The organism is Streptomyces sp. NPDC054849 (assembly GCF_053610945.1).
In genome coordinates, this window is the sequence record NZ_JBSGZI010000066.1 from 1 (window position 1) to 21938 (window position 21938).

At 69.8% G+C, this 21938-nt stretch carries 21 protein-coding genes and 1 riboswitch; of the genes, 12 read left to right on the top strand and 9 right to left on the bottom strand.

What is annotated here, in order from left to right; all coding sequences use genetic code 11:
* The first annotated feature begins 75 nt into the window (after positions 1–75).
* From ACWGIF_RS25130 to ACWGIF_RS25145, 4 genes are all read left to right on the top strand, one after another.
* Entirely contained in the window at positions 76–843 is a 768-nt protein-coding gene (locus tag ACWGIF_RS25130) for an enoyl-CoA hydratase/isomerase family protein (protein ID WP_453500755.1), read from the top strand.
* 240 nt (positions 844–1083) lie between these two features.
* Positions 1084–1596: an ATP-binding protein gene (locus tag ACWGIF_RS25135; protein ID WP_453500756.1), complete on the top strand. Its 513-nt coding sequence runs from the start codon at positions 1084–1086 to the stop codon at positions 1594–1596.
* A gap of 364 nt (positions 1597–1960) precedes the next feature.
* Entirely contained in the window at positions 1961–2770 is an 810-nt protein-coding gene (locus ACWGIF_RS25140) for a polysaccharide deacetylase family protein (protein WP_453500757.1), read from the top strand.
* A complete protein-coding gene (locus ACWGIF_RS25145) occupies positions 2767–3945 on the top strand; it encodes a YncE family protein (RefSeq protein ID WP_453500758.1) in 1179 nt (392 codons plus the stop codon). The genes ACWGIF_RS25140 and ACWGIF_RS25145 overlap by 4 nt, the downstream gene beginning before the upstream one ends.
* A 132-nt stretch (positions 3946–4077) precedes the next feature.
* On the opposite strand, the gene ACWGIF_RS25150 is transcribed toward ACWGIF_RS25145, so the two are convergent.
* Complete coding sequence (locus tag ACWGIF_RS25150; RefSeq protein WP_453500759.1) at positions 4078–5316, bottom strand: cytochrome P450; 1239 nt, start codon at positions 5314–5316, stop codon at positions 4078–4080.
* Positions 5297–6073: a tRNA-dependent cyclodipeptide synthase gene (locus ACWGIF_RS25155; protein WP_453500760.1), complete on the bottom strand. Its 777-nt coding sequence runs from the start codon at positions 6071–6073 to the stop codon at positions 5297–5299. The genes ACWGIF_RS25150 and ACWGIF_RS25155 overlap by 20 nt, the downstream gene beginning before the upstream one ends.
* Before the next feature lie 254 nt (positions 6074–6327).
* Here ACWGIF_RS25155 and ACWGIF_RS25160 point away from each other — a divergent pair, with 254 nt between their 5' ends.
* Entirely contained in the window at positions 6328–6540 is a 213-nt protein-coding gene (locus ACWGIF_RS25160; RefSeq protein WP_453500761.1) for an EF-hand domain-containing protein, read from the top strand.
* Between the two features lie 55 nt (positions 6541–6595).
* Here the strand turns inward: ACWGIF_RS25160 and ACWGIF_RS25165 are convergent, their stop codons facing one another.
* Positions 6596–7144, bottom strand: coding sequence for a PadR family transcriptional regulator (locus ACWGIF_RS25165; protein WP_453500762.1), 549 nt, complete (start codon positions 7142–7144; stop codon positions 6596–6598).
* A gap of 84 nt (positions 7145–7228) precedes the next feature.
* Here ACWGIF_RS25165 and ACWGIF_RS25170 point away from each other — a divergent pair, with 84 nt between their 5' ends.
* Both ACWGIF_RS25170 and ACWGIF_RS25175 read left to right on the top strand, forming a co-directional pair.
* Positions 7229–7960: a flavodoxin family protein gene (locus ACWGIF_RS25170; RefSeq protein WP_453500763.1), complete on the top strand. Its 732-nt coding sequence runs from the start codon at positions 7229–7231 to the stop codon at positions 7958–7960.
* A gap of 97 nt (positions 7961–8057) precedes the next feature.
* Positions 8058–8702, top strand: a complete 645-nt coding sequence (locus ACWGIF_RS25175; RefSeq protein ID WP_453500764.1) for a dihydrofolate reductase family protein — start codon at positions 8058–8060, stop codon at positions 8700–8702.
* A 147-nt stretch (positions 8703–8849) separates the two neighbouring features.
* Here the strand turns inward: ACWGIF_RS25175 and ACWGIF_RS25180 are convergent, their stop codons facing one another.
* The 6 genes from ACWGIF_RS25180 to gcvT form a co-directional block, all read right to left on the bottom strand.
* Positions 8850–9350, bottom strand: coding sequence for an AMIN-like domain-containing (lipo)protein (locus ACWGIF_RS25180; protein WP_453500792.1), 501 nt, complete (start codon positions 9348–9350; stop codon positions 8850–8852).
* Positions 9351–9533: 183 nt separating this feature from the next.
* On the bottom strand, positions 9534–10613 hold the full coding sequence (locus ACWGIF_RS25185; RefSeq protein WP_453500765.1) for a hypothetical protein: 1080 nt from the start codon (positions 10611–10613) through the stop codon (positions 9534–9536).
* A gap of 214 nt (positions 10614–10827) precedes the next feature.
* Positions 10828–12210 carry an L-serine ammonia-lyase gene (locus tag ACWGIF_RS25190; RefSeq protein ID WP_453500766.1) on the bottom strand — a complete coding sequence of 461 codons (1383 nt, stop codon included), beginning with the start codon at positions 12208–12210 and terminating at the stop codon, positions 10828–10830.
* Positions 12211–12582: 372 nt separating this feature from the next.
* A complete protein-coding gene (gene glyA, locus ACWGIF_RS25195) occupies positions 12583–13839 on the bottom strand; it encodes a serine hydroxymethyltransferase (protein ID WP_453500767.1) in 1257 nt (418 codons plus the stop codon).
* A gap of 15 nt (positions 13840–13854) precedes the next feature.
* Entirely contained in the window at positions 13855–14235 is a 381-nt protein-coding gene (gene gcvH, locus ACWGIF_RS25200) for a glycine cleavage system protein GcvH (RefSeq protein WP_079406181.1), read from the bottom strand.
* Between the two features lie 100 nt (positions 14236–14335).
* Positions 14336–15451, bottom strand: coding sequence for a glycine cleavage system aminomethyltransferase GcvT (gcvT, locus tag ACWGIF_RS25205; RefSeq protein ID WP_453500768.1), 1116 nt, complete (start codon positions 15449–15451; stop codon positions 14336–14338).
* A gap of 171 nt (positions 15452–15622) precedes the next feature.
* A riboswitch (glycine riboswitch) is annotated at positions 15623–15726 on the bottom strand.
* A gap of 206 nt (positions 15727–15932) precedes the next feature.
* On the opposite strand from gcvT, the gene ACWGIF_RS25210 reads away from it, so the two are divergent.
* The 5 genes from ACWGIF_RS25210 (at position 15933) to ACWGIF_RS25230 (ending at position 21808) form a co-directional block, all read left to right on the top strand.
* The gene (locus ACWGIF_RS25210; protein WP_453500769.1) at positions 15933–16589 is read left to right on the top strand and encodes an AAA family ATPase; all 657 of its coding nucleotides are present in this window, start codon (positions 15933–15935) and stop codon (positions 16587–16589) included.
* Positions 16590–16906: 317 nt separating this feature from the next.
* On the top strand, positions 16907–17641 hold the full coding sequence (locus tag ACWGIF_RS25215) for an enhanced serine sensitivity protein SseB (protein WP_453500770.1): 735 nt from the start codon (positions 16907–16909) through the stop codon (positions 17639–17641).
* Between the two features lie 56 nt (positions 17642–17697).
* Positions 17698–18438, top strand: coding sequence for an enhanced serine sensitivity protein SseB C-terminal domain-containing protein (locus ACWGIF_RS25220; RefSeq protein ID WP_453500771.1), 741 nt, complete (start codon positions 17698–17700; stop codon positions 18436–18438).
* Between the two features lie 541 nt (positions 18439–18979).
* Positions 18980–19981: an ABC transporter permease gene (locus ACWGIF_RS25225; protein WP_453500772.1), complete on the top strand. Its 1002-nt coding sequence runs from the start codon at positions 18980–18982 to the stop codon at positions 19979–19981.
* A gap of 78 nt (positions 19982–20059) precedes the next feature.
* A complete protein-coding gene (locus ACWGIF_RS25230; RefSeq protein WP_453500773.1) occupies positions 20060–21808 on the top strand; it encodes an ABC transporter substrate-binding protein in 1749 nt (582 codons plus the stop codon).
* Positions 21809–21938 lie beyond the last annotated feature (130 nt).

Below are 21938 nucleotides of genomic sequence, written 5' to 3' on the forward strand. Positions count from 1 at the left end.
CAGCACCGGGCCACTTCACGTGCTGCGCCCGTTCGGGGGAGACCCCCGGACCCCCCGGGCCCTAACCTGGCCCGTATGACCCTCTCTCTCGAAGTCTCCGAAGGCGTCGGCACCCTCCGCCTGGACCGGCCGCCCATGAACGCCCTGGACATCGCCACCCAGGACCGGCTGCGCGAGCTCGCGGTGGAGGCGACCGACCGGGCCGACGTCCGGGCGGTCATCATCTACGGCGGCGAGAAGGTGTTCGCGGCGGGCGCGGACATCAAGGAGATGCAGACGATGGACCACGCGGCGATGGTCGCCCGGTCCCGTGCGCTCCAGGACGCCTTCACCGCCGTGGCCCGCATTCCCAAGCCCGTCGTCGCGGCCGTCACCGGCTATGCGCTCGGCGGCGGTTGCGAACTCGCGCTGTGCGCCGACTACCGGATCGCCGCCGACAACGCGAAGCTCGGCCAGCCCGAGATCCTGCTCGGGCTGATCCCGGGCGCGGGCGGCACACAGCGGCTGTCCCGGCTGGTCGGCCCGTCCAAGGCCAAGGACCTGATCTTCACCGGCCGCATGGTCAAGGCCGACGAGGCGCTCACCCTGGGCCTGGTCGACCGCGTGGTGCCCGCCGCGGAGGTGTACGAGCAGGCGCACGCCTGGGCCGCCAAGCTGGCGCAGGGGCCTGCGATCGCGCTGCGCGCCGCCAAGGAGTGCGTGGACGCGGGCCTGGAGGCCGACATCGACACCGGCCTCACCATCGAACGCAATTGGTTCGCGGGCCTGTTCGCCACCGAGGACCGGGAGCGCGGCATGCGCAGCTTCGTCGAAGAGGGCCCGGGCAAGGCGAAGTTCGTCTGAGCCGCCGCCGGTCCTCCCTGGGGGTGGATTAGCCAGGCCTTAAGGCAGCCTTAAGCGAATATGGTGATCCACTCACGGTGATCATTCCCTTCCGGTCCGTCACCCCAGGTCAGGGCGCGTACCAAGGCCACCCGGTTGCCTCCCGCATATGACAGGACACCCCCTTGGATTCGTTGAATCCGGGGGGTGTTTTCCTCTGGAACGGCCCGGAGGGGCGGGCGGGCCGTCCATGATGGGTGCATGGCGGGCCTGGAGGGTGTGGAACAGCCGCGGCAGCGCGGCAGCGCTTCGGCGGTACGGCTCACGGCGGCTCTTGAGGACGAACAGGGTCTCAAGGCGCTGGAGTTGTACGGGAATCCGGCCGAGGCCGAAGTGACGTTGCCGTCCATGCCGGAGTCGGCGAGTACCGCGCGTCGGCTCACCCAGTGCGTGGTGATCCGCCTTTGGGGCCTCTCGCCGCAGATCGCCGAGCACGCCGTCCTGCTGGTGTCCGAACTCGTCGGCAACGCGGTCCGGCACACCGGCGCCCGCTCCTTCGGTTTACGGATGCTGCGGCGGCGCGGCTGGATCCGGGTCGAGGTGCGCGATCCCTCGCGCGGTCTGCCCTGTCTGATGCCGGTCCACGAGATGGACACCACCGGCCGCGGCCTCTTCCTCGTCGACAAGCTGTCCGACCGCTGGGGCGCGGACCTGCTGCCGCGCGGCAAGATCACCTGGTTCGAGATGCGGGTCGCCGACCGCCAGAACGCCTGAAGCCCCCGGGGCGCCGTGTGGGGCGGTGTGGGGGCTTCATGGGTGCGCCGAGGATCGAAGGGGGTGTGATCCTCGGCGTGGCGACTTCGCTCGGGTCAATGGGAAGTCGTGGTTCCGACTATGGCAGACGAGGGTCCAAACGCCAAAAGTCTCTACTTGGACATAAGTGTGCAAATCATAAGACTTTCTAGCTAAATCCTAGGTGAGATGGGCCACTCACCTCGCAATCCACGAATAAGTATCGACTGCTCTGTGTAAATCGTTGATCACATAGCGAGTGGGTCACTCTCTCGGCCCCTTCCGGTGAACGCCCCGAATTGGGTCAATCATTACCTTCCTGGTCATCCGCCCCTTAAATGGGCAGGTGCTCTCACATCCAGGCCGCCGCGCGGCCCTGCGTTCGGCCGTGCGCGCGGCCAGTCTCGGGGTGGCCGGTGCCGCGGCGGCCGGTCTCACCGCCGCCTGCGGGTCGGGCAGGCCCGCCCCCGCGTCCTCCGCCCCGCCCCCGGGTCCGGTCCGGCCCGCCCGGCCGCCGCAGGCCGCTCCGGCCGTCCCGCGCCGGTTCGCCGGGCAGCCCGTCGAGATCGGCCACGGCCCGCGCGACCGCCCCGAGGTCGCCCTCACCTTCCATGGCAACGGGGAGCCCGCCCTCGCCCGGGCGGTGCTGGCCGCGGCCGAAAGAGGCGGCGCGCGGGTGACCGTACTGGCGATCGGCACCTGGCTCGACGCCCACCCGGACATGGCCCGCCGGATCCTCGACGGCGGTCACGAGCTCGGCAACCACACCCAGCGCCACCTCGCGATCAACGACATGCCCGAGGCGGAGGCCTATGCGGAGATCACCGGCTGCGCCCAGCGGCTCAAGCGGCTCACCGGCTCCATCGGCACCTGGTTCCGGCCCTCCCAGACGCAGTACGCCACCCCGCTCGTGCGCAAACTCGCCCAGCGGGCGGGCTACCCCCACGTCCTGTCCTACGACGTGGACTCCCTCGACTTCACCTCGCCCGGCGCCGCGGCCGTCACCCGCACCGTCACCGGGACGATCCGGCCCGGATCGGTGGTGAGCCTGCACTTCGGCTACGCGGACACGGTCGACGCGATGCCTCCCCTCCTCGAAGAACTCGCGCGCCGCAGCCTGCGCGCGGTGACCACCACGGAGCTGCTGACCCCATGACGACCATCCGCCTTCCCCGGAAGGCCACCGTGCTGCTGGCCGGTCTGGTCCTCGCCGCCCTTGCCGGCTGTGGATCAGCCGGCAAGGGGCCCGCCGAGGCCATCGGCTCCAAGGGCCCGGCCCAGCCCGTGCCGGCCGTCCCGCCCGGGCTGCCCGGCATGCCGCCGCTCCTCGATCCGAACGACGTCTACGCCGCGGACCGGCCGGGCAAGCTCTCCCCGGTCGTCAAGGACTTCCCGTCGCGCGTCTACGTGCCGAACACCAACTCCAACACGGTGTCCGTCATCGACCCGGCGACCTACCAGGTCATCGACACCATCCCGGTCGGCGTCCAGCCCCAGCACGTGGTCCCCTCCTGGGACCTGAAGACCCTGTGGGTCAACAACAACCGCGGCCACACGCTCACCCCCATCAACCCGGCCACCGGCGAGGCCGGAAAGCCCGTCGAGGTGCACGACCCGTACAACCTGTACTTCACGCCGAACGGCAAGTACGCGATCGTCATGGCCTCGATGGACAAAGAGCTCGTCTTCCGCGACCCGCACACGATGGACCGCGTGAAAACCGTCCCCGTGACCTGTTATGGCGTCAATCACGCGGACTTCTCCGCCGACGGGCGCTACTTCATCGTGAGTTGCGAGTTCTCCGGCGAACTCCTCAAGGTCGACACGGAGAAGATGGAGGTCATCGGCCAGCAGAAACTGCCGTTCGAGGGCGCGATGCCGCAGGACGTCAAGGTCTCCCCGGACGGAAAGACCTTCTACGTCGCGGACATGATGGCGGACGGCATGTGGGTGCTCGGCGGCGACACGTTCGAGACGCCCAAACTGCTGCCCACCGGGAAGGGATGCCACGGCCTCTACGTGAGCCGCGACTCCAAGGAGATGTACGTGTCCAACCGGGGCGAAGGCACCATCTCGGTCTACGACTTCCCCCAGCACAAGCTCACCAAGAAGTGGACGCTGCCGGACGGCGGCAGCCCCGACATGGGCGGGGTCTCGGCCGACGGCAAGGTGCTGTGGCTGTCGGGCCGCTACAACTCCGAGGTCTACGCGATCGACACCGTCACCGGCAAGCAGCTCGCCCGGATCCCCGTGGGCGGCGGGCCGCACGGGCTCGCCGTCTACCCGCAGCCCGGCCGCTACTCGCTCGGCCACACCGGCGTCTTCCGGTAGCCGCCCCGGCCCCGCCCCGGCCCGGCCCCGCCCCGCCCCCGCCGCTGCGGACGGACGGGGACGACGGTGCCCCGGGGGCTCGCACAGCTCCCGGGACGCCGCCGCCCACCCGCCCACCCGTCCGGCCGCGGACTACCAGGCGACCGGAAGACGCTCCGGCAACCGCTTGATGAAGCCCGTGCGCCAGACGAGATTCTCGGCGGGCACCGCGAGCCGCAGTCCGGGCAGCCGCTCGACCAGCACCTCCAGCGCGATCTCGGCGTGCGCCCGGCCCAGCGCGGACGCCGGACAGAAGTGCCGGCCGGCGCCGAAGGCGAGGTGGGAGTGGGAGCTCTCGCGCTCGAGGTCCAGCTCGTCCGGGTCCTCGAATGCCTCCGGGTCGAAGTTGGCCCCCTCCAGGAGGACGAGGACGAGTTCGCCCTCCTTCACCAGGACGTCGCCGACCTGGATGTCCGCCAGGGCGATGCGCGGCAGCCCGTCGCCCACGGACAGGTTCCAGCGCAGCAGCTCGTCGACGGCCTTGCCCATGCGCTCCGGGTGCCGGCGCAGGTACCCGACGAGCTCGGGCCTCTGGAGCAGCGCGAGCACCGCGAGGGTGAGGAACGCCGAGGTGGAGACCGCGCCCGCGCCGAAGAGCGAGACGGCGACCGTCGCGAACATGTCGTCGGTCAGGTGAGCCGACTCCGGGTCGGCCTCCTTCAGCCCGGCGAACTTCCCGAGGAGCCCCGTACGCTCCTCGGGAGTCAGCGCGAGCTGGTCGCCGAGCCGGCCGGCGAAGTAGCCCACGTCCTTGTACCAGTTGAGCGCCGAGTCCGCGAACGGCTCGCGCGCGGTCATGAACGCGACGTCCAGACCCGACATCAGCCGGCGCCAGTCCTCGAAGGGCACCCCGAGCACCTGGCAGTGCAGGGCCGCCGAGAAGGGGTCGGCGAAGCCCGCCCGAAGGTCGGCCGGGCCGCCCTCGGCGACGATCCCGTCGATGAGTTCGCCGGCCTTGGCGCGCAGCCAGTCCTGGAGCCCCTTCTGGCGCGGGTTGAGCGCCTTCATGACGGCGTTGCGCAGGCCGGCGCTGTTGATGTTGCCCATGTTGTCGACGACCTCGGGCGGGATCGTCAAGGCGTACTGGCGCGGGACCCCGGCGTTCGCCGTGTCCTTGAGGCTGAAGCGCTCGTCCTCCAGTACCTGCTTGGCCAGGGCATAGCTGCTCACCAGCCAGGCCGGGTCCCCGGTGAGGGTGCGGACCTTGGCGACCGGAGCCTTCTCGCGCAGCCAGGTGCACTCCTCCGGGAGCACGTCACCGCGCCGCGAGAGCGGGAAGTCGAGGAGCGGCTGCTTCTGGATCTGCCGGCCCTCAAGCTGCTCGACGCTCATCGACGGTCCTTTCGGTCGGTGCGTGGTCCGTGGTGCTGTGGGGTGCCGTGGCCGCGGTGGCCGCGGCGGCCTCGGGCCGTACGACGGCGTACGCCTGGTTGCGAGTCGCGCGCAGTCCCCCACCGCGTGCGAAGAGGACGTCCGTGAGCGGCATCCTGACGTGGTAGGCCGCCACCGAGGACGGCACGTCGAGAATGCTCGGGGTGTCCACGAAGAACGGCAGCTCGGCCGCCATGTAATCGAAACAGACCTGCAACTGCTCGTCTGTGATCGATTCACCTTCCGGAACCTTGGACCCGACAAAGTGCAGGGCCATCTCCTCGCAGCCCTTGCGGAATTCGTCATCGGTTTCAAGAAAATGCAGGACGCGCCGGTGCAGCAGTTGGTAAACGGGGTTCGATTGGAACTCCGAAAGCGCTCTCACGCGGATTTCGGCCTGCGGAGGTCCTGACTCCTCCACGCCCTTGAGAATCCGCCGCCGGACCGCCTTGATTTCCTTCGCTGCGCGCTTCTCCGCATGCTCCCGGGTGTAGCCGAAGGCGGCGAACATCCGGTCCACATGGAGGTCTGCGTACACGAAGTCGACCTGTGCGAAGCGGGCCGTGGCCCACTGGGCGAGACTGGTGATGCGCTCGGAGCTGAAGTAGCTGTTTCCGGGACTCACTCCGATGAGCACATGGTCGCCGTCTTCCCAGATATGGCGGCAGGTGCGGGTGAAGGGCAGAACTTCGAATGATGCGTCAGCTGTGATCGTCACCTGTGTGATCGCCCTTGTTGCCGCTTGTCCCTGGGAGCCCTGCGCTCCTGGTGTGGCGGCAATGCCGTTACGTTATGCGGTGGCCCCGGAGCGTGACAAGTAGGGGCTGGATTTGTTGGCTGGAATTATCGCTTCCGTATTACGGAAGGGTAATGGAATTTCTATCTGCCGCTCGAACGGGACCCGCGGCGGGGACGGGCCCGCGAGGCCGCTACCCTGAGCCGGTCAACAAGCACCAAGAAGGGGTGGACCCAGTGGCGGACATCGAGAGCGCACGGACGACGTTCGGCAAGTTCGACGTGAACGGTGACGGCTTCGTCACGGCCGACGAGTTCAAGTCGGCCATGGCGGCCATGGGCGACCCGTTCGTCACCGGCCCGATCGCGGACGCCGTGATCGCCGCCAAGGACGCGAACGGCGACGGCCTGCTGAGCTTCGACGAGTTCTGGGCCTCCCTGAACAAGTAGTCCGAGTAGCCCCTCCGCGCCCGCACCGGCCCGCCGGCCGGTGCGGGCGTGTGTGTCAGGCCTGCGGTCCGGACATGTCCTCGACCTCGGCGAGGGCCTCCTCCAGCCAGTGCAGCCAGAACGTCTCCAGGGCGATCCCGCCGTGCAGGACGAGCCGGCGCAGCCGGTCCTCCACGGCGTCCCGCCCCGGCGGGAAGTCCTTCTCCTCGATGGCCTCGTACTGCGCCAGCTGGCGCTGGTGCAGGTCCAGATGGCGCCGCAGCTCAGGGCCGAGCCCCTGCGGCCCCACGACGCCCGCCGCACGGATCCGCAGCAGCAGCGGGTCGCGCATCGGCTTGGGGTCCTGGCTCTCGCCGACCCACCGGGCCAGCTCCGCGCTGCCGTCGGGGAGCACCTCGTACTCCTTCTTCTGCCCCCGCACGGGCACGTCGCTGGGCAGCTCCCGGATCAGCCCCGCCTCCTCCAGCCGCCCGAGCTCGCGGTAGATCTGCTGGTGCGTGGCCGACCAGAAGTACCCGATCGACTTGTCGAACCGCCGGGTCAGCTCCAGCCCGGACGAGGGCTTCTCGAGCAGGGCGGTGAGGATGGCGTGGGGCAGCGACATGCCGCCATCCTAGGTTTGCGGCGGCCGTCCCCGTACGGGCGCCGCCCGGTGGCGGCCCCGGCCCGCCCTGTCCAGGCTGAGGACGTGGCTGCCGAATACGACACTGCGAACCATGCGAACTACGCCGACCTCACCGCCGTCTACGTGAACTGCACGCTCAAGCGCTCGCCCGAGACCAGCAACACCGAGGGCCTGATCGGCAGGAGCCGCGCGGTCATGGAAGCGGCCGGCGCCCGGACCTCGCTGATCCGCGCCGTCGACCACGACATCGCGACCGGCGTCTGGCCGGACATGACCGAGCACGGCTGGGAGAGCGACCAGTGGCCGGTCCTCTACAGCCAGATCATGGACGCCGACATCCTCGTGCTGTGCGGCCCCATCTGGCTGGGCGACAACAGCTCCGTGATGAAGCAGGTGATCGAGCGGCTCTACGCCTGCTCCTCCCTGCTGAACGAGCAGGGCCAGTACGCCTACTACGGGCGGGTCGGCGGCGCGCTGATCACCGGCAACGAGGACGGGGTCAAGCACTGCGCGATGAACATCCTCTACAGCCTCCAGCACCTCGGCTACACGATCCCGCCGCAGGCCGACGCGGGCTGGATCGGCGAGGCCGGGCCCGGGCCCTCCTACCTGGACCCGGGCTCGGGCGGCCCCGAGAACGACTTCACCAACCGGAACACCACCTTCATGTCCTGGAATCTCATGCACCTGGCCGCCCTGCTCAAGCGCTCGGGCGGCATCCCGGCGCACGGCAACCAGCGTTCGCAGTGGGACGCGGGCTGCCGCTTCGACTTCCCCAACCCCGAGCACCGCTGAGCCCGTGCCGCGGCGGCGCGCCGAACGGTTGGTCCTACAGCGATGAGTTACTCCCGCCCGGGCGGTCTCATCCTCGTCGACAAGGCTGGAGGAAGCCGTGGATCAACTGCTGAGAGTCCAGAACTTCAACGTCTCGCGCGACGGGTTCGGTGCGGGAGAACACCAGAGCCTGGAGCGGCCGTTCGGCGACGCGGACCCGGGCGAGATGTTCGCCTGGGCCGGAGCCACGGCGAGCTGGCCACTTCGCACCGCCCCAGGAGGGAGCCGGGGTCTCGACGACTACTTCACGCGGGACTTCGCGCACAACATCGGCGTCGAGATCATGGGCCGCAACAAGTTCGGGCCGCAGCGCGGCCCCTGGCGCGACCACGACTGGCGCGGCTGGTGGGGGGAGGAGCCCCCGTTCCACACTCCGGTGTTCGTCATGACCCACCACGAGCGGCCTTCGTTCACCCTCTCCGACACCACCTTCCACTTCGTCGACGCCGACCCGGCCACGGTCCTCGGCATGGCACGGGAAGCGGCGCAGGGCAAGGACGTCCGGCTCGGCGGCGGGGCCACCACAATCCGGGAGTTCCTCGACGCCGACCTCGTCGACACCCTGCACGTGGCGGTCTCGCCGGTGGAGATCGGATCCGGGGCACGGCTGTGGGAGTCCCCCGACGAGCTGCTCGACCGGTTCCACCTCGATGTCGTGCCCAGTACGAGCGGCGTGACGCACCATCTGTTCTGGAGGCGGTGACCGCGGGCCGGCCGGGACGCCGGCGCGGGGGCCATAGGGGGTGTCCTGCCGTTCGCAGGGCCTGACCGGCACGACACGGACACGCCGGTTCCACCCGGCGAGGCCCGGGGCGCGCGCGACGCCCCGGGTCCGTCGGTCTGCAGTGGTTCAGTGCGCGATGTCCACGACGAACCGTTCCGGCGAGTGCAGGGTGTAGGCGCGGTAGTACGGCAGGGTGTCGAAGGCAGCGCCGAAGGTCACGTACCCCTCGTAGTCGCCGGTCATGGCGATGCCCTTGAGCTTGCTGAGGTAGATCTTCTGCAGCTTGGGCCCCTTGTAGACGCTCTCCCCTGCGTCGTTGTGCGCGGCGGCGGGGTTGAGGCGGATCTCCAGGAAGTGCTTTCCGGCCAGCGGCACGGGCTTCCCGGACCCGTCGTAGAACAACTGTGAGACGGGAGTGACGGTGACCGCGGGGACGTACCCCTGCAGGTCGATGACGATCCGGTCGAACGTGGCGTGCCCGCCCCAGCGGGCATTGACCACGAGCGGGGTCTGGGTCTGGGTGGCGGGGGTGTGGGTGGAGGCCGAGGCGGGCGCGGCGAACGAGAGGCAGGCGGCGAGCAGAGCGCCGGTTGCCAGGGCCGCGAACTGCCGGAGACGCGGGTGGATCATGACGTCCCCTCGATTCTCGAGAGTGGGGACTGGTGGCACAGCCTAGGACGCCACGAAGGATCCCGCAGTTCCGGTTCCGCCCGGTTGGTTTCCGGGCCGCTTGGTGTCACACGGACCGGACCCCCCGCGTCGGCAGGGGGCCTGAGGCCGTCGACGTGCCGGTGTCGCCGACGGTGGACCTCAGCGCTTCGCACGCGGGTTTCCGCGGGCTTGATTATCCGGAGGCGGTGTCGGGTCGATCGACGGCGAGGACCCGCGCACATTGTCGAGCAGGATGTTTCCCTGCTTGTCGAGCATGCGCGTCAGCGCTTCCTGGCCGATTCCGAAAGCGACGGCCCAAGCGGCTATCTGGGCTCCGCTGTCCAGCGCGGAAAGCCCCGGAATGAATTCGCCGTGTATCAGGACCAGGCCCAGGATGGCGGACAGGGCGCCGACGGGCACACGCAGGAGCAGGAGACTCATGGCCACCGTGTACGGGACGGCAGTGCCGCGCATCTTGTGTATCGCGACGGCACCGGCGAGAGCCGCGGCGCCGGCGCCGAGGGAAGCCACGAGAAGAACGTCGCCTCCCTGGGGCGAGACGGCCTGCCCGGGGCGTCCCGGCGGGCGCAGCGGGCATACCGTCGTCGTGGCGGCCGGATCCCGGGCGGTGGGTGTCGGCGGGTCGAAGCAGAGCTTGTCCGCGAGTGCGGCCGTGTTCTGGTATCCGGAGATGATGAACAGCACGACGATGATCGACATGATGGCGAATGCGAGCATCAAGGAATTGCGAAAGTTGCGAACTCGGGCTACTTCTTCTTCCTCGGTGTGATTTGCCTCGTGGAGAACGATGACTGCAAGGTCTCGGAAATCCGTGCCGAGCTTGTTGCCATTGTTGTGAAGGTGTTCTTCCAGGAGTTCCAGCCGGGGGTCGTCGGTTCTGAGATGCTGCTGCCCCATGGCCAGTACGGCGGGGCCGCGCCATCCGAGCTCGCATGGCGGGGCGATCTGCAGGAGTATCAGTTCGGCCTCGTGAATGCTGGCCAACGCGCGGTCCTTGGCCGATCCGATAGACCAGAAATGTCTCTTCGGCCACTTCTCCGTGGCATCCCGGGCCGCGTCCAGGAGGCTGTGGGCTTTTTTCGCGAGCTTCTCGTCCGGCTCCGCAAGTCCTTTGGCCTCGATGCGATCGAGCTGGCCCTGAAGTGCTGCGATGTGTGCGGACCACCGCTGACACCAGGGTCCGAACTGCTTGTGTGCAGCCACGTCTCGGTCGCTCATGGGTCGCTCCCCTTGGTTGACCCACCCCGCGTCACATACGACCAGTACAACGCCGTGCCAGACCCCCCGCAACTCAACGGGGGAGTGGATAGGGGCAGTTGACGCTTCACCTAGATTCCGGCGGGCTGCTTCCCGAGATGGCGGGCTGCCGCCGGCGGGGGAACGGCGAAGGGCCCGGCGGATGTGCCGGGCCCTTCGTGTCATGGGGACCGCGTCAGCACTCGATGACGTTGACCGCGAGGCCGCCGCGGGCCGTCTCCTTGTACTTGACCTTCATGTCGGCGCCGGTCTCCTTCATGGTCTTGATGACCTTGTCGAGGGAGACCTTGTGGGAGCCGTCGCCGCGCATCGCCATCCTGGCTGCCGTGACGGCCTTGACCGCGGCCATGCCGTTGCGCTCGATGCAGGGGATCTGGACCAGGCCGCCCACGGGGTCGCAGGTCAGGCCGAGGTTGTGCTCCATGCCGATCTCGGCTGCGTTCTCGACCTGCTCCGGGGTGCCGCCGAGGACCTCGGCGAGGGCGCCGGCCGCCATCGAGCAGGCGGAGCCCACCTCGCCCTGGCAGCCGACCTCGGCGCCGGAGATGGAGGCGTTCTCCTTGAACAGCATGCCGATCGCGCCCGCCGCCAGGAGGAAGCGGACCACGCCGTCCTCGTCCGCGCCCGGCACGAAGTTCATGTAGTAGTGGAGCACCGCCGGGAGGACGCCCGCGGCGCCGTTGGTCGGGGCCGTCACGACCCGGCCGCCCGCCGCGTTCTCCTCGTTGACCGCCATCGCGTAGATCGTCGCCCACTCGCTGCGGTGCAGCATCGGGTCGCCCTCGGTGCGCAGCTGGCGCGCCGTGGAGGCGGCCCGGCGCTTGACCCGCAGGCCGCCCGGGAGGATGCCCTCGCGGGACATGCCGCGCGCGACGCAGGACTGCATGACGCGCCAGATCTCCAGGAGGCCCTCGCGGATCTCGTCCTCGGTGCGCCAGGCCTTCTCGTTCTCCAGCATCAGCGAGGAGATCGACAGCCCGGTCTCGTTCGCGAGGCGCAGCATCTCGTCGCCGGAGCGGAACGGGTACTTCAGCACCGTGTCGTCGAGCTTGATCCGGTCCTCGCCGACCGCGTCCTCGTCCACGACGAAACCGCCGCCGACCGAGTAGTAGGTCTTCTCCAGCAGCGGGGTTCCCGCGGCGTCGTACGCGAAGAGCGTCATGCCGTTGGCGTGGTACGGCAGGGAGCGCCGGCGGTGGAGGATCAGCTGGTTCGGCTCGTCGAAGGCGATCTCGTGGACGTCGCCTATCTCCGCGCCCAGCAGCCGCAGGCGGCCGGTCTTGCGGATCCGCTCCACCTCGCCGTCCGCCGTCTCCACGTTCACCGTGCGGGGGGAGTGGCCTTCCAGGCCCAGCAGGACCGCCTTGGGGGTGCCGTGTCCGTGGCCGGTCGCGCCGAGGGAGCCGAAGAGCTCGGCCCGGACGGATGCGGTCTGGGCCAGCACGCCGTCCTTCTTCAGCCGCGTCACGAACATGCGGGCCGCGCGCATCGGACCGACCGTGTGGGAGGAGGAGGGACCGATGCCGATGGAGAAGAGATCGAAGACGGAGATGGCCACGGTGGCGGACTCCCTTGTCTGCTCGTGGGGTGGGAGGGGGCAGGAGAGGTGGATTGATCGGGTTTTGTCCGACAGACGAGCTTAACGCGGCAAGGTGAACGTTCTGCCTGCCGAGCGGGGTGGGAAGGATTACGCGGCCGGGTCGGTCGGGGTGCCGGCGCCGCGACCAGGGCGGCGGCCGTGACGATCGCGGCCGGGGTCTTCCCGCTGTGGGCGACGGTGACCAGGAGCGGGATGGAGAGGGGCGCAGCCCCGGTTTTCCTCCACAGGGCCCCGGGCCACTGGGCCGGGTGTCCCGGATGGCGCGGAGGCGGAGAAGGAGAAGGGCCCGGCCCTGTGCGCGAACAAGGCCGGGCCCTTCCAAGCCGTTGCCTAGAGCGACGGGTACAGCGGGAACTTCGCGGCGAGCGCCGAGACGCGCGCCTTCAGGCCCTCTCCGTCGTACGCGGGCTTCAGCGCGGCCGCGATGATCTCGGCGACCTCGGTGAACTCCTCGGCGCCGAACCCGCGCGTGGCCAGGGCCGGCGTACCGATCCGCAGACCCGAGGTGACCATCGGAGGCCGCGGGTCGTTCGGGATGGCGTTGCGGTTGACCGTGATACCGATCTCGTGGAGCCGGTCCTCGGCCTGCTGGCCGTCCAGCTCGGAGTTGCGCAGGTCGACCAGGACCAGGTGCACGTCGGTGCCGCCCGACAGGACGGAGACGCCGACCTCGGTGACGTCCGGCTGCACCAGGCGCTCGGCGATGATCTTCGCGCCCTCCAGGGTGCGCACCTGGCGCTCCTTGAAGTCCTCCGAGGCCGCGATCTTGAAGGAGACGGCCTTGGCCGCGATCACGTGCTCCAGCGGACCGCCCTGCTGACCCGGGAAGACCGCGGAGTTGATCTTCTTGGCCAGCTCCTGCGTCGACAGGATGACACCGCCGCGCGGACCGCCGAGGGTCTTGTGCGTGGTGGTGGTGACGACGTGGGCGTGCGGCACCGGGTTAGGGTGCAGACCCGCGGCGACCAGGCCCGCGAAGTGCGCCATGTCGACCATCAGGTACGCGCCGACCTCGTCCGCGATCCGGCGGAAGGCGGCGAAGTCCAGGTGGCGCGGGTAGGCGGACCAGCCGGCGACGATCAGCTGCGGCTTGGACTCCTTGGCGAGGCGCTCGACCTCGGCCATGTCCACCTGTCCGGTCTCGTCGACGTGGTACGGGACCACGTTGTAGAGCTTGCCGGAGAAGTTGATCTTCATGCCGTGGGTCAGGTGACCGCCGTGGGCCAGGTTCAGGCCCATGATCGTGTCGCCCGGCTTCAGCAGCGCGAACATCGCGGCGGCGTTCGCCTGCGCACCCGAGTGCGGCTGGACGTTCGCGGCCTCGGCGCCGAACAGCGCCTTGATGCGGTCGATCGCGATCTGCTCGACCACGTCGACGTGCTCGCAGCCACCGTAGTAACGGCGGCCCGGGTAGCCCTCGGCGTACTTGTTGGTCAGGACCGAACCCTGGGCCTCCATGACGGCGACCGGAGCGAAGTTCTCCGACGCGATCATTTCCAGGGTGGACTGCTGGCGCACGAGTTCGGCGTCGACGGCGGCGGCGACGTCCGGGTCGAGCTCGTGGAGAGGGGTGTTCAGTACAGACATCAGGGTCCCCTGGGGTCAGTTACCGGCGGTGAGCTTGGTGTACTCCTCGAAGGAGAGCGTGTCCTTCGGCTCCTCCGAGAGACGCACCTTGAAGAGCCAGCCACCCTCGAAGGGGGCGGTGTTCACGAGCGCCGGGTCGTCCACGACGTCCTGGTTGGCCTCGACGATCTCACCGGTGACGGGGGAGTACAGGTCGCTGACCGACTTCGTCGACTCCAGCTCGCCGCAGGTCTCGCCCTCGGTCACGGTGTCGCCGACCTCGGGGAGCTGGGCGTAGACGACGTCACCGAGCGCGTTGGCCGCGAACTCCGTGATGCCGACCGTCGCGACGCCGTCCACGGCGTCCGACAGCCACTCGTGCTCCTTGGTGTAACGCAGCTTCTCGGGGTTGCTCATGACCTGATTCTCCTGGATGCGGGGGAGTGGATACGAACTGTGGTCTTGGGTACTGAGACGGCGCCGTACGGGTACCCGTACGGCGGAGTCGTGAGCGGAACTACTTCTGCCGCTTGTAGAACGGCAGCGCCACGACCTCGTACGGCTCATGCGTACCGCGAATGTCGACGCCGACGCCGGAGGTGCCGGGCGCGGCGTGCGCCGCGTCCACGTACGCCATCGCGATCGGCCTGCCCAGCGTCGGAGAGGGGGCGCCCGAGGTGACCTCGCCGATCACCTGGCCGCCGGCGACCACCGGGAAGCCGGCGCGCGGGACGCGGCGGCCCTCGGCGATCAGGCCCACCAGCTTGCGCGGCGGGTTGGTGGCGGCGCGCTCGGCGGCGGACTCCAGCGCGGCGCGGCCGACGAAGTCCCCCTCCTTCTCGAACTTCACGACCCGGCCCAGCCCCGCGTCGAAGGGGGTCAGGGAGGTGGTCAGCTCGTGCCCGTACAGCGGCATGCCCGCTTCCAGGCGCAGGGTGTCGCGGCACGACAGGCCGGCCGGGACCAGGCCGACGCCCTCGCCCGCCTTGGTCAGCGCCTGCCACAGCTCCACGGCGTGCTCGGGGGCGACGAACAGCTCGAAGCCGTCCTCGCCGGTGTAGCCCGTACGTGCGATCAGCGCGGGCACGCCCGCGACGGTGCCCGGCAGGCCGGCGTAGTACTTCAGGCCGTCCAGGTCGGCGTCGGTGAGGGACGCCAGGATGCCGGGGGACTGCGGGCCCTGCACCGCGAGCAGCGCGTACGCGTCGCGGTCGTCGCGGACCTCGGTGTCGAAGCCGGCGGCCCGCTCGGTCAGGGCGTCGAGGACGACCTGCGCGTTGGAGGCGTTGGCGACGACCATGTACTCGGTCTCGCCGAGGCGGTAGACGATCAGGTCGTCGACGATCCCGCCGTCCTCCTGGCAGATGTGCGTGTAGCGGGCGCGGCCGACCCCGACGGTGGAGATGTTGCCGACCAGCGCGTAGTCCAGGGCCTTGACGGCCTCCGGGCCGGTCAGCGTGATCTCGCCCATGTGGGACAGGTCGAAGAGACCGGCCTTGGTGCGTACGGCGTTGTGCTCGTCGCGCTCGCTGGCGTACCGCAGCGGCATGTCCCAGCCCGCGAAATCGGTCATGGTCGCACCGAGCGAGCGGTGCAGCGCATCGAGGGCGGTCAGACGGGGGGCAGTGCTCATGGGTGTGGCTCCCGGGTCCCAGGGCATCGACATGACATGACGAGGACGTTCCTCCCCATCTGTCATCGGAACCTGAGAGGTTCGCCGAGAGTTCCGCCGATCGTCCGATCGCCGGAAACCCCGGTTTGCACCTTGGGTGGAGCTGTCGAACAGCTCGCTTTTCAGATCTGCCTCATCCACGCGGTACGGGGCCTGAGAGATTCAAGGGAGGTTCTTGCTCCTTCGGCGCCCGCGCACGGCCTTGCGGCGTGCCGGGACTCTCCCGCGCGGATTCAAGCGGCCGGTATGCAGTTGGTCCAGATGGCGCACATCATTGCACGCCATGTCCGTGATCGGGCGTGGGGGTCCGAAAGTTCGTACGGCCCTCCGAGCGGTCGGAGCGGAACCGGGGCTGCCGGATTACCGTCTCTTTACACTCAGTGGGCAAGGGTCCTTCGGACCCGATTCGGGGGAGGCGAACACTGTGCGGAGATTCGGAGTGGTGACGACGACGGGAACCGTGGACGCGGTGCCGACACAGCGCGGAGCGCGTCAGCGCCGGGGGGCGGCTGACGCGGGCCTCGGCCTCGTACGCGACCTGCGCGGACCGGCGGTCTGCGGCCCGCAGCTGCTCGGCTTCGCAGAGGGCGACATCGTCGTGGTGTCCGGCCTGCCCGGTGGCGGCAAGAGCACGCTGATCGCGCGCGCGGCGCCCGAGGGCGGGGCCGTCGACTCCCAGGACACCCGTGAGCTCTGGGAGCGCCGGATGCCGGGGGCGCTGCCGTACGCGGTGTACCGGCCGCTGGTGCGCGCCGCGCACTACTGGGGGCTGTGGCGGCTCCTGCGCTCCGGGGCCTCCGTGGTCGTCCACGACTGCGGCACGCAGACCTGGGTGCGCGGCCTGCTCGCGGTGGCCGCGCGAAGGCGGGGCCGGGCGCTGCACCTTCTCCTGCTGGACAGCAGTCCCGAGGAGGCCCTCTCCGGCCAGGCCGCGCGGGGCCGCCGGGTGTCGGCGTACGCCTTCGCCCGCCACCGGCACGCCGTGGGCCGCCTGCTGCGCGGCGCGGAGTCGGGCCTCCCTCCCGCGGGCTGCGCGTCGGCGACCCTGCTGGACCGCCGGTCGGCTGCCTCCGTGACCCGCATCGCCTTCCACGGCTGACCGCCGCCGCGGGCGGCCGAGCGGCGGCGGGGCAGCCCGGCCCGTGGGGGCGCGGCGCCGTTGCCCGAGCGGCGGGGCAGTCGGCCCGGCGGGGCGTGGCGCCCGGCCCGGCGGGGCGTGGCGCCCTTGCAGGGCCGGCCCCGGACCCCCCGCGCCTCGAACGACGGCGAGGCTGCACATGCCCCGTCCAGCCCCGCCGGCGTGGGGGCACGGGCTTCGGGGCGGAGCCCCGGGAGCGGCGCCGCACCGGGGCCGGTAGCCTGCGGGGCGACACGCGCGGGATAGCGGCGCGGGATATCGGACAGAGGCAGGGGCGGATGCAGGGCAGCGGCTGGCCGGGGAATGAGCTGGAGCAGGTGCTGGGGGCGGCGCTCGGGCAGCAGGACGCCGGGGCCCGGATCCTTGAGGTGCTCGGGCGCAGCCGGGTGTGGGTGCCCCTCCCCGGCGGCGGCGACCCCGCGTCGCCCGGCCTCGACCTGCCCACCATGGACATCGGCGGGGCGGCGTACGTCCCCGTCTACAGCTCCGAGACCCAGTTCCTCGCCTGCGTCGGCCCCGGCATGGACTTCGCCGTGGCCCCCGCCGTCGAATTCGCCCGCGGCCTGCCCCCGCAGCTCGGCATCGCGCTCAACCCCGAGGGAGCCGTCGGCGTCCCGCTGCCCCCGCCCGCGGTCGCGGAGCTCTGCCGCACCGGCCGGACCCCGCTCGACGGCCCCTCCACCGGTGGCCGCGTCCGGCTCTACGAGCCCGACTGGCAGGAGGACCCGGTGGATTTCCTGGCCGCCGCGGCCGAGGAGTTCCGCGCCACCGGCGTGGTCGCCGCCGCTCACCGCTGCCTCGCCAGCATCGAGGGAGGGGCGCCGGAACTGTTCATCGGTGTCCGCCTGGTGGGATGGGAACCCGAGATGCGGGGCGCCCCGATGGAGGCTCTCGGACGGGCCCTGACGCGTGTGTCGCCGCCGTGGCCGGTGCAGTTGATCCTCCTCGACGCCGCCCAGGACCCGGTCACGGACTGGATTCGTGAGCGCGTACGCCCCTTCTACCTCCCATAGGGCCGCTTAAGCTGAGGGGCACGCGTGGACGACGGGCGGACGAAGAGGGGTACCGGGTGAGTGCGTCAGGCACGGCCGCGGCCGGGCAGGTCGAGCACATGATGCGCCAGGTGACGCCCGGGCGCTATGAAAGCTACGAGTCACTCCTGCATGCCCTCTCCGAGGGCCGGCTGTGGATGCTGCTCTGGCAGGGGCAGCCGGGCTCCCCGGACGCCCAGTACGGCGGCATGGAGATCGAGGGCCTCGGATACGCGCCCTGCGTCACCTCCCCGCAGGAGCTGGCCGCAAGCGGCTGGAACCGGGGCTACGAGGTGGTCACCGGGCGGGACATCGCCCGCGCGCTCTACCCGGACCGCTGGGGCCTGTGGCTCAACCCGCACGCCCAGGGCGGCGGCCTCGGCGTCCCCTGGGCCGACCTGCGCCGGATCGCCACCGGCCTGGAACGCATGCCGGCGGGCCCGCTGCGGCTCTCCGAGCCCAGCATCGAGCTTCCGCAGTTCTACGGACTGCTGACCCAGCACGCGCACCGCACCCCCGCCGTACGGTCGCTGCGCCGCGCGTGGGTGCAGCCGGCGCTCGGGTCCCCGTACCTCGCGGTCGGCCTCGATCTCTACGACGCCTCCGCGCCCGCGCTGGAATCCGTACGGGAGATGATGCGCCAGTCGGTCGCGGTGGTCCCCGAGGGCGTTCCGGTGTGCACGGTCGCGCTGGCTGACGAGCACGACCCGGTGGCGATGTGGCTGCGCGCGCAGAGCCGCCCCTTCTACGACCGCGAGGGCCAGGCGCCGGCCTACTGAGGACCGGGGCGCCGAGCCCCGGCCGCCGGCGTACGGAGGACCGGGGCGCTCAGTCCCGGTCGGCCCCCGGCCGCCCCGCCCCGTCCGCCCCCCTGTCCACATCACGAGACGCCCGTCCCGAGGCCGCACCGGAGTTCTCCCGGTGCGGCCTGTGTCGTATGCGCTGATAACCGGCCAAAATCCCGGTGTCCTGAGGTCGTTGGCCGCGATGTCCGGTCCGTGTGCATCGGGCCCCGTTGTTCCGCTGAGCCGGGCGACGAGTCCGGATACCGGGAGGTTCGGCCGCAGATTACGGTTGCGCATCCATTCCCCGGCAGGTCTGGCGGGTGATCGAGAGCGCGATAAAGACTCCCCCCAACCGAAGGCCGGGCCATCCGGGCCCTCCGTAAGGAACAGCCCGTCAGGCTGACTTCAGGCTCGCCGTTCCACCCACGCCGACGCAGCCGCCGGCACCCACGCCAACAGTGCCACCGATGTGAACCAAGCCGCTACGGCGGCGGCCAGGGCCGGCCACCGTCGGCCGAGAGGGGTCCCCACCACGATGACGGCTTCACCCATAGCGCCCAGTGAGCCGGTGCTCCCGCAGCCCGACGGGATATCCGACGGGGCGACGCAGAAGCGGATCGAGGGGCGTTCGCTCGGCCACATCGCGTGGATCAGACTCAAGCGGGACAAGGTGGCGATGGCCGGCGGCACGGTCGTGCTGCTGCTGGTGGTCCTGGCCATGCTCTCGCAGCCGATCCAGTGGATGTTCGGCCTGGACCCCGACGCACTGCACCAGGACCTCATCGACCCCTCCCTTGCCACCCCCATCGGCTCCTTCGGCGGCATCAGCTGGGAGCATCCCCTCGGGGTGGAGCCGAAGTTCGGCCGCGACATCGCCACCCGCATCCTGGAAGGCTCCTGGGTCTCCCTGCTGGTCGCCTTCGGCTCGACCATCGTCTCGGTGTTCCTCGGCTCCGTGCTGGGCGTCATCGCCGGGTACTACGGAGGCTGGGCCGACACGGTGATCAGCCGCATGATGGACACCTTCCTCGCCTTCCCGCTGCTGCTCTTCGCGATCTCCATCTCCGCCGCCCTCCAGGGCGGGGCCTTCGGCCTCGAAGGGCTGCCGCTGCACATCAGCGTGCTGATCTTCGTGATCGGCTTCTTCAGCTGGCCCTACATCGGACGCATCGTGCGCGGCCAGACCCTCTCGCTGCGCGAGCGGGAGTTCGTCGACGCGGCCCGCAGCCTCGGCGCCCGCGGCCCCTTCATCGTCTTCCGGGAACTGCTGCCGAACCTGGTGGCCCCGATCCTCGTCTACGCCACGCTGCTCATCCCGACCAACATCCTCTTCGAGGCCTCGCTGAGCTTCCTCGGCGTGGGTATCCAGCCACCGCAGGCCTCATGGGGCGGAATGCTCAGCTCCGCCGTGGACTACTACAAGGTCGACCCGATGTTCATGGTCGTCCCGGGCATGGCGATCTTCATCACCGTGCTCGCCTTCAACCTCCTCGGCGACGGCCTGCGCGACGCCCTGGACCCCAAGAGCTCGCGCTGACCCTCCCGTTCCCCGGGCACCCGGCCGAGGCACCGCCAGTACCCACCATCACTCCGAATCAGGGGGCATCACTCCGCCATGAGAAGCAGGTCGAGAACAGCCGCGGTGCTCGCCGCCGCCATCACCGTCGTCCTCACCGCCTCCGCCTGCAATGGTGGTGACAAGACCGGCGGCGACGACAAGTCGGCCGGCTCCAACGCCGCCGTCAAGGCCGTGGTCAACGCCTCGGACAAGAAGGGCGGGACGGTCGTCTACGAGGCGTCCGACACCCCCGACTCCTTCGACCCCGGCAACACGTATTACGGCTTCGTCTTCAACTTCAGCCGTCTGTACGCCCGGTCGCTGACCACCTTCCCGCCCGCCCCGGGCGCCGAGGGCAACAAGGTCGTCCCGGACCTCGCCGAGGGCCTCGGCACGCCGAGCGAGGGCGCCACCACCTGGACGTACAAGCTCCGCAAGGGCGTGAAGTACAGCGACGGCACGGAGATCACCTCCAAGGACGTCAAGTACGCGATCGAGCGCAGCAACTTCGCCCGCGACGTGCACTCCAACGGCCCGAGCTACTTCGCGACGTACCTCAAGAACAACGAGACCCCGTACGAGGGCCCTTACAAGGACAAGTCCGACACCGGGCTGAAGTCCATCGAGACCCCCGACGACCAGACGATCGTCTTCAAGCTGAAGCAGCCGTTCGCCGAGTTCGACTACCTGCTGGCCAACCCGCAGTCGGCGCCCGTGCCGAAGGCGAAGGACAACGGCGCGGACTACGTCAAGAACATCGTCTCCTCGGGCTCGTACATGTTCGAGAGCTACGAGCAGGACAAGCAGGCCGTCCTGGTCCGCAACCCGCACTGGGACGCCTCCACGGACCCGCTGCGCAAGCAGCTCCCGGAGAAGATCGTCGTCAAGCTGAAGGTCAACCAGGAGACGATCGACTCCAACCTGAAGGCCGGCAACACCCACATCGACATCGTCGGCAACGGTGTGGCCCAGCAGACCCAGACCGAGCTGCTGACCTCGAAGGACCCCAACACCGACAACGCCGAGGGTGGTCGCCTGGTCTACATGGCGATCAACCAGAAGGTGGCGCCCTTCGACAAGCTGGAGTGCCGCCAGGCGGTCCAGTACGCGGTCGACAAGGTGTCGGTGCAGACCGCCTTCGGCGGCCCGACCCGCGGTGCCATCGCCAGCACGGTCCTGCCGACCGACATCCCCGGTCACGTGGACTTCAACACCTACGAGACCCCCGGTGACAAGGGCGACGAGGCCAAGGCCAAGGCCGCGCTGACCGCCTGCGGTCAGCCGAACGGCTTCGAGACCACCATCACCGCGCGCAACGACCGCGCCGGCGAGGTCGACATGGCCACGGCCATCCAGGCGTCCCTGAAGAAGATCGGGATCACGGTCAAGATCCAGCAGTTCCCGGCCGGCAAGTACTTCAGTGACTACGCGGGTGTCCCGCAGTTCACCGAGGACAACAAGATCGGCCTCATGATGATGCAGTGGGGCGCCGACTGGCCGAGCGGCTTCGGCTTCCTGCAGCAGGTCGTCCACGGTGACGCGATCGGCAAGACCGGTAACACCAACCTGTCGCAGCTGAACGACCCCGAGATCAACAAGATGCTGAACGACAACATCGCCAACACCGACGCCGCCGCCCGCGAGAAGGTCTACGGCGACATCGACAAGAAGGTCATGGACCGCGCGGTCATCGTGCCCCTCACCTACTTCAAGGTGCTGCACTACCGCTCGCCCAAGATCAGCAACGTGGTCTCCAACCCGGCGTGGAGCGGTCAGTACGACTACCTCAACATCGGCCTGAAGTAACCCCGGGCCTTACGTCCGCAGGCAGTTTGACCCTCTCAGCCAGATCTGCCAGAACCGTGGAAGGCAGGTGAAGGCAGCAGTGCGCGCCGGTCCGTCCCGCTCCCCCGACCGGGGAGCGGGACGGACCGGC

What these genes read in the sequence shown, in the direction of transcription:
- ACWGIF_RS25215 (WP_453500770.1), top strand. Translation starts at nt 16,907, where the DNA reads ATGCAGGGCAGCGGCTGGCCGGGGAATGAGCTGGAGCAGGTGCTGGGG.
- ACWGIF_RS25145 (WP_453500758.1), top strand. Translation starts at nt 2,767, where the DNA reads ATGACGACCATCCGCCTTCCCCGGAAGGCCACCGTGCTGCTGGCCGGT.
- ACWGIF_RS25165 (WP_453500762.1), bottom strand. Translation starts at nt 7,144, where the DNA reads ATGTCGCTGCCCCACGCCATCCTCACCGCCCTGCTCGAGAAGCCCTCG.
- ACWGIF_RS25230 (WP_453500773.1), top strand. Translation starts at nt 20,060, where the DNA reads ATGAGAAGCAGGTCGAGAACAGCCGCGGTGCTCGCCGCCGCCATCACC.
- gcvT (WP_453500768.1), bottom strand. Translation starts at nt 15,451, where the DNA reads ATGAGCACTGCCCCCCGTCTGACCGCCCTCGATGCGCTGCACCGCTCG.
- ACWGIF_RS25130 (WP_453500755.1), top strand. Translation starts at nt 76, where the DNA reads ATGACCCTCTCTCTCGAAGTCTCCGAAGGCGTCGGCACCCTCCGCCTG.
- ACWGIF_RS25185 (WP_453500765.1), bottom strand. Translation starts at nt 10,613, where the DNA reads ATGAGCGACCGAGACGTGGCTGCACACAAGCAGTTCGGACCCTGGTGT.
- gcvH (WP_079406181.1), bottom strand. Translation starts at nt 14,235, where the DNA reads ATGAGCAACCCCGAGAAGCTGCGTTACACCAAGGAGCACGAGTGGCTG.
- ACWGIF_RS25135 (WP_453500756.1), top strand. Translation starts at nt 1,084, where the DNA reads ATGGCGGGCCTGGAGGGTGTGGAACAGCCGCGGCAGCGCGGCAGCGCT.
- ACWGIF_RS25225 (WP_453500772.1), top strand. Translation starts at nt 18,980, where the DNA reads ATGACGGCTTCACCCATAGCGCCCAGTGAGCCGGTGCTCCCGCAGCCC.
- ACWGIF_RS25150 (WP_453500759.1), bottom strand. Translation starts at nt 5,316, where the DNA reads ATGAGCGTCGAGCAGCTTGAGGGCCGGCAGATCCAGAAGCAGCCGCTC.
- glyA (WP_453500767.1), bottom strand. Translation starts at nt 13,839, where the DNA reads ATGTCTGTACTGAACACCCCTCTCCACGAGCTCGACCCGGACGTCGCC.